This window comes from Joostella sp. CR20 (genome assembly GCF_038433465.1).
In the GTDB taxonomy this organism is placed as follows: Bacteria; Bacteroidota; Bacteroidia; order Flavobacteriales; family Flavobacteriaceae; genus Galbibacter.
The window spans coordinates 375,282-381,327 of sequence record NZ_JAESVF010000002.1; the positions used below are offsets into that span (position 1 = coordinate 375,282).

A 6,046-nucleotide genomic window follows, 5' to 3' on the forward strand; every position below is an offset into this window, starting at 1 on the left:
AAGATTTATCGAATTTTAAATAAATCTTTCAGTTTTCCTTTTTCATTTTTAAACAATCGCGCAACGGTTTTTAAAAACGCCATAGCTGTAATCATGGCATCTCCTGAAGCTGTATGTCTATCTTTTACCGAAATGTTTAAATTTTCGGCAACTTCATCTAGGCTATAATGTTTGTCTCGACTTATTAAATTTGAGTTTATTCGAGTTGCTCGATACAATATCATGGTGTCGAGTACTTTGTTTTTTAACTTCGGAAGTCCAAGTCTCTTTAAAGCTTGATTGAGCATTTCGATATCAAAATTGGCATGATGAGCAATTAAAACAGCATTTCCAATATAATCTAAAAATAGCTCAAGCGCTTCTGCTTCGGTAGCCGAATTTTGAGGGTCGTTTTTTACAATCCCGTGTATTTTTACAGTCTCAGGATTGAATTGTTCCTGCTGAATATAAATTTCAAAAGCGTTGGCTACTTCAATTATGTTGTTTTTCAAAGTAACCGCTCCGATGCATAAAATTCTGTCTTTGTCATAATCAAAACCCGTGGTTTCTGTATCGAGAATAACAAAAGTAGTTTCATCGATAAACTCAGGGAGCTTTTCAGAAAATCGTGCTTCGTACCTTTTCCAAAATTCAGGATACGTTTGGCTATTCTTTTTAAAAAAACGAATCATATAAAAGTTGAAATTTTATAGCGTAGTTTAATGAGTTCTTGTACTTCGTTAATCGACTTAAAACAGCGTTTTAGTTTTATCTTTTCTTCCTTTGTTAAGGTTTCTAGTTCTATAAATCTTCCGGTGTCTTTATGTAAAAGTCCTTGTTTGGTTCTAAATTTCAGTAAGGCTTTGGCGGTGTACGAACACGATAAATACAATTCTTTATTGTGTGGTTCGAGTTCTGCCAATTTTTCAAAACGTTCCGCAGTATTGTTAATGTTTTTTATTTTATGCTGAAGGGTTAAAACTCTGCCAGCATCGGTTATTGGCATGATAGCTCTTTTCTTTAAATCGAAAAAATCTTTGTGTTCTCCGTTGGCTTCAACCAGAAACTGTCTGAAAAATCCTAAAGGAGACGGACTCCGAAGCGAGCTAGAAGCCAATGCGTTTAGAAATAATTGGTTCGAATCGAGATGATTAAAAATAGTTTGAGAAAGCTGATTTGTTAAATTGCTATCTCCGTAGGAAATATCATAATCAAAGAAAATAGAAGCCAATAAAATTTCGTCGTTTCCTGGGTCGGTCATCCATTTTATAAACTGGTTTTTCCATTCTGTTAACGATAAAGTGTAGTTAGGATTACGCGCCATCATATCGGCAGGGCAATATTCAAAACCAATGTTGCTAAGTCCTTTGTTTACAATTTTGGCAAGCTCTAGAAAATAAGCTTTTGTTTGTTCGAGTTTTTCGCTCGGTACATCTTCAAAAACAATTGCATTATCTTGGTCGGTGTGTAATAATTGCTCTTTTCGACCTTGACTTCCTAAAGACATCCAAGCAAATTTTACTGGTGGAGGCGTGCCAATTTTTTCCAAACTTCGTTCGATAACTCTTTTGATAGTTGCATCATTCAGCTCAAACATAATTTTAGAAACATGCGTCATTGGGATATTTTGCTGAATATAACCAGTCAACAAATGCGTAATACGACCGTGAATTGCTCGCAGTGTTTTCGATTTATTGGCTCTTTTGATGGCTTTCATCAATACCGCAGGATTGTTTCCTTGACTCACAATAATGTCGTGTTCAGAAACAATTCCTAAAGCTTTGCTATTGGGTGTTCCATCTTTTGTAATGCAAATATGACTTATTTTATGCTTCATCATAGCTACTTGTGCTTGCGCAATAGTGAGCCCTTTTGAATAGCAAATTACAGGCGTTGACATGATTTTTTCTACAGAAACATCAATAGGAAATAAACCAACTGCAATTGTGTTTCGAATATCTTTATCGGTTACAACGCCAATGGGAAGTTCGTTTTCAATAATAAGTATAGAACCAACATTTTTTTCAGACATAAGTTTTGCAACGTCTTTTACCAAAGTTTCCTTGGTGCTACTTACAATGTTTTTTACATACCGAACGGGTTGCAATTCGTAGAGCTCGGGAGTTGTTTCCTGCGGAATTTCTTCACTTTCGGTATATAATTTCCCACGGTGTTCTCGCGAATATGGATTTCGAGTATTGGAGGCAAAACTTTCAATTAAAAATTGACCAACACGATAATTCCTTTTTATGATTGGTTGAAACGATTCAATCGGGATTGCGTACAGAATAGATTCTTCTTCAGCAATGGCGCTAATCATATAATTTTCTTTCGCAAAAATAGGTCGCAATCCAAAAACATCACCTTCATCGCATTTGTCGAGTGTTTCAGTTTTATCATTTTCATAACGCTGAATTGCAACAGCTCCTTTATGAACTACGTAAAACTGATGGTGTCCTGCTTCATCTTGTTTAAAAATAGCATTTCCTTTTTGTTTGTAAATTACTTTTACCTCTTGAGCAACTTCCAAAAGTTGATGAGGCTTTAAAAGGTCAAAAGGAGGGAAGCGTTTTAAAAAATCGGCAACGCGTTCGGCAATGGTATTTTTCATTTTGAATTTCTTTACGGAAGGATTCTTTTCAAATGTAATCAAAAAAGAAGCTGTCTAAAGAGAATTTTAAAACGTCATTCTGAATTTATTTCAGAATCTCACCATATTAGTTTTTATAAGATGAGAAACTGAGTCAAGCTCAGTTTGACGAAAAATTATTCTTTTAAGACAGCCTTTTTACTTTATCTTGTTTTTCTTCGGATTTCAGAAAAAACCAAATCAATATAATTGGGAGTTTTCGGAACGTAGTTTTGCATGAATTCAAAATCTTGAAGTTCCTTCAAATATTGCTCAATCGCTACAAGCTTAATTGCAGTCACTTCGCTTTCTTGAAGCTGAAGCGTTTTTAATGACTGTTTTAATTTGACAATATATATATGGTGAAACTCACAATCGATAATAGTTTTACTATGCACAACCGATGAACGAAGCACTCCAACTTTTTCCAAATCGTTTTCAGAAATAGTCAAACCGATTTCTTCTTGCACTTCTCTAACTGCGGAAACTTCTGGAGTTTCGCCAGCAGAAATGTGTCCAGCAACCGAAACATCCCATTTATTTGGATATGTGTCTTTATTGGGAGCTCTTTTTTGGAGTAATACTTGCTTTTCGTCTGTATACATCCAAACATGCACCGTTGGATGAAAGAGTCCTTTTTGGTGTGCCTCCGATTTTAAAAGCGTTTTTCCTGTTGGGTTGCCTTCGCTATCTAATATGTCTACAAGTTCATCCAAAGAATTTATTATTTAAAATAGCTAAAAGTCTCTTCAGGTTTAATCTTTAAAATAGTTTCGTAGATTAAACGAATTACATTTTCAACATCGTCTCTATGTACAGTTTCTACCGTGGTATGCATATAGCGTAGTGGTAGCGAAATTAATGCTGAAGCGACTCCGCCGTTGCTGTATGCAAAAGCATCGGTGTCGGTACCAGTAAATCTAGAAGATGCCATACGTTGAAAAGGAATTTCTTTCTCTTCGGCCGTTTCGATAATAAGTTCGCGAAGCTTGTTTTGTACTGCTGGAGCATACGAAATAACAGGACCTTTTCCAATTTCGGTATGTCCTTGCTTTTTCTTGTCAATCATCGGAGTGGTTGTATCGTGGCAAACATCCGTAACAATGGCTACATTTGGTTTGATGGTTTGTGTAATCATTTCGGCACCACGAAGTCCAATTTCTTCTTGTACCGAATTGGTAATGTAGAGACCGAACGGAAGTTTCTTTTTATTCTCGTGTAAAAGACGAGCTACTTCAGCAATCATAAAACCTCCAGCACGGTTGTCTATAGCGCGACAGACAAATTTATCTTCATTTAAAATAAAAAATTCATCTGGATATGTAATAACACAACCTACATGAACGCCCATTTTTTCAACTTCTTCTTTGTCTTTGGCACCTATATCTATAAATATATTGTCTAGTTTAGGCGATTCTTCTTTTTCGCCACTTCTTGTATGTATAGCAGGCCATCCAAAAACACCTTTTACAATTCCGTTTTTGGTATGGATGTTAACCACTTTAGAAGGTGCAATTTGGTGGTCGCTTCCTCCGTTACGTATTACATATATAAGTCCATTGTCGGTAATATAGTTTACATACCACGAAATTTCGTCGGAATGACCTTCAATTACAACTTTGTATTCGGCCTCTGGGTTAATCACACCAACAGCAGTTCCGTAGGTGTCGGTAATAAATGTATCTACGTATGGCTTTAAATATTCCATCCATATTTTTTGACCTTCCCATTCGTAACCAGTAGGAGAGGCGTTGTTTAGGTATTTCTCAAGAAACTTAACTGAATTTTCGTTGATAATTTTCGTATTCGACATAAATCATTTGTTTTAAGTACACGAAAATACTAATATTCGTATACATTTAATAAGTGTAGCAAAAGTAATTTGCTATTTTTGGATGCTTTAAAATTGAATTACATTGAAACGATTAATATATATAGTGTTGCTTTTTCAGTCGGTATTATTGACAGCCCAAATACGAGAGCAAGATTCTATAAGAGTTTTTGAAAAAGATTCTTTGGAAGAACAATACTATTTTTTCGATGGCGATTCAATACCGAGAAGTATGATAGAGTTGGAGCCTGTTATTGTTTTTCAGCAATTAAAATTTGCCTCCTATAAAGATAAGGTGCGTTACTATATTTTAAAACGAAAAACTATTAAGGTATATCCGTATGCGAAATTGGCTTCCGATAGATTAACAGAATTAACAGCGCGACTCGAAAAGATTCAATCGAAATCTAAAAGACGCCAATACACAAAAATTATTCAACGTTATATAGAAGATGAGTTTTCTGCGGAATTAAAAAAGCTCACTCGTACAGAAGGACAAATACTCGTTAAGCTTATACATAGGCAAACCGGTATTACTGCTTTTGACCTGGTGAAAGAACTCCGTAGCGGATGGCGTGCCTTTTGGTATAACAATACTGCAAAGCTTTTTGATATTGATATTAAGTTGGAGTACCAACCACAAACGGTACATGAAGACTATTTAATAGAAGACATTTTGCAAAGAGCCTTCGCAAACGGAACATTAGAAGAGCAGAAATCGGTTTTAGACTTCGATTATTTAGAACTCACCAATAAGTGGAAAACCGCAAATAGTAATGTTTCCTTTAAGCCTGAATAGTTTCTTATAATTAAATATTGTATTTAAAATTAAAGCTGACCTATTAAAAAAGTATTGAAAACAAGGAAGCGGAAGGGGTAGAAGATAAAAAGCTGTTTGAGCGTAGCGAGTTCTTTTTATCTGTGGCGGTTGTTTCCGTAGATTTTCTTATGCTTTTTAAATCAGTCTTGACTTTTTTGTTTCGTTTTTGTGTCAAGACAAAAATGAAAGAGTATAAGTATTAAAACGATTCATTAATTACGAGCTAAATAGTAGTTAGCAACTCATTAAACTAAGGTGTAATTGGATTGTTTGTCGATAACAATCTAATTTCTAGCAAAATAGTTTGTCTATTCATTTATTTTGATTAAATTAGATGCCCTTTCTTTATAAAACAACAGTTTTAGATGAAAGGATAAGCTTTCAGTTGGAAGTGTAGAAACCATAAGGGCTATTTTGCGCCAATAAACTAAAATATCTAAACTTTTTCGAGTTATAAATAGTGGGTTTTGAGGTGTTTAAAAAATACTTTCAAAAATAGTTCATTAAAGGTTTGGAAAATGGTTAAATAAGTTTCTATATTTGCACCCGCTTTGCAAGAGAGCAGATGAAGTAAAAGTGGAGCGAAGTTCTTTAAAATAGGGTGATTTGAGCGATTTGATTTAGTTTTTTGATCTTGAAAAAAAGTTTCAAAAAAATTAAAAAAAGATTTGCGAGAATTAAAAAAGTGATTTACTTTTGCACCCGCTTTGAGAAACAAGTAAACGTTCATAAAGAGAGTTGAGGTTTTGAGTTTGTGAGGTTGGTTTTTGAGAGAAAATAAAGCTTC

At 34.6% G+C, this 6,046-nt stretch carries 6 protein-coding genes; 1 reads left to right on the forward strand and 5 read right to left on the reverse strand.

What is annotated here, in order from left to right; genetic code table 11:
- Positions 1-5 precede the first annotated feature (5 nt).
- The 4 genes from JMA43_RS05755 to JMA43_RS05770 form a co-directional block, all read right to left on the reverse strand.
- The gene (locus tag JMA43_RS05755; protein WP_342155445.1) at positions 6-671 is read right to left on the reverse strand and encodes a 3'-5' exonuclease; all 666 of its coding nucleotides are present in this window, start codon (positions 669-671) and stop codon (positions 6-8) included.
- The gene (locus tag JMA43_RS05760; protein WP_342155446.1) at positions 668-2,590 is read right to left on the reverse strand and encodes a DUF294 nucleotidyltransferase-like domain-containing protein; all 1,923 of its coding nucleotides are present in this window, start codon (positions 2,588-2,590) and stop codon (positions 668-670) included. The genes JMA43_RS05755 and JMA43_RS05760 overlap by 4 nt, the downstream gene beginning before the upstream one ends.
- Positions 2,591-2,772: 182 nt before the next feature.
- Positions 2,773-3,324, reverse strand: coding sequence for an NUDIX hydrolase (locus tag JMA43_RS05765; protein ID WP_342155448.1), 552 nt, complete (start codon positions 3,322-3,324; stop codon positions 2,773-2,775).
- Between the two features lie 8 nt (positions 3,325-3,332).
- The gene (locus tag JMA43_RS05770; protein ID WP_342155450.1) at positions 3,333-4,421 is read right to left on the reverse strand and encodes a M42 family metallopeptidase; all 1,089 of its coding nucleotides are present in this window, start codon (positions 4,419-4,421) and stop codon (positions 3,333-3,335) included.
- A gap of 103 nt (positions 4,422-4,524) precedes the next feature.
- Between JMA43_RS05770 and JMA43_RS05775 the strand changes: the two genes are divergently transcribed.
- Entirely contained in the window at positions 4,525-5,238 is a 714-nt protein-coding gene (locus JMA43_RS05775; protein ID WP_342155451.1) for a DUF4294 domain-containing protein, read from the forward strand.
- Between the two features lie 472 nt (positions 5,239-5,710).
- Here the strand turns inward: JMA43_RS05775 and JMA43_RS05780 are convergent.
- A partial coding sequence (locus JMA43_RS05780) for a hypothetical protein (RefSeq protein ID WP_342155452.1) occupies positions 5,711-6,046 on the reverse strand: 336 nt, incomplete at its 5' end.

What these genes read in the sequence shown, in the direction of transcription:
- JMA43_RS05760 (WP_342155446.1), bottom strand. Translation starts at nt 2,590, where the DNA reads ATGAAAAATACCATTGCCGAACGCGTTGCCGATTTTTTAAAACGCTTC.
- JMA43_RS05770 (WP_342155450.1), bottom strand. Translation starts at nt 4,421, where the DNA reads ATGTCGAATACGAAAATTATCAACGAAAATTCAGTTAAGTTTCTTGAG.
- JMA43_RS05755 (WP_342155445.1), bottom strand. Translation starts at nt 671, where the DNA reads ATGATTCGTTTTTTTAAAAAGAATAGCCAAACGTATCCTGAATTTTGG.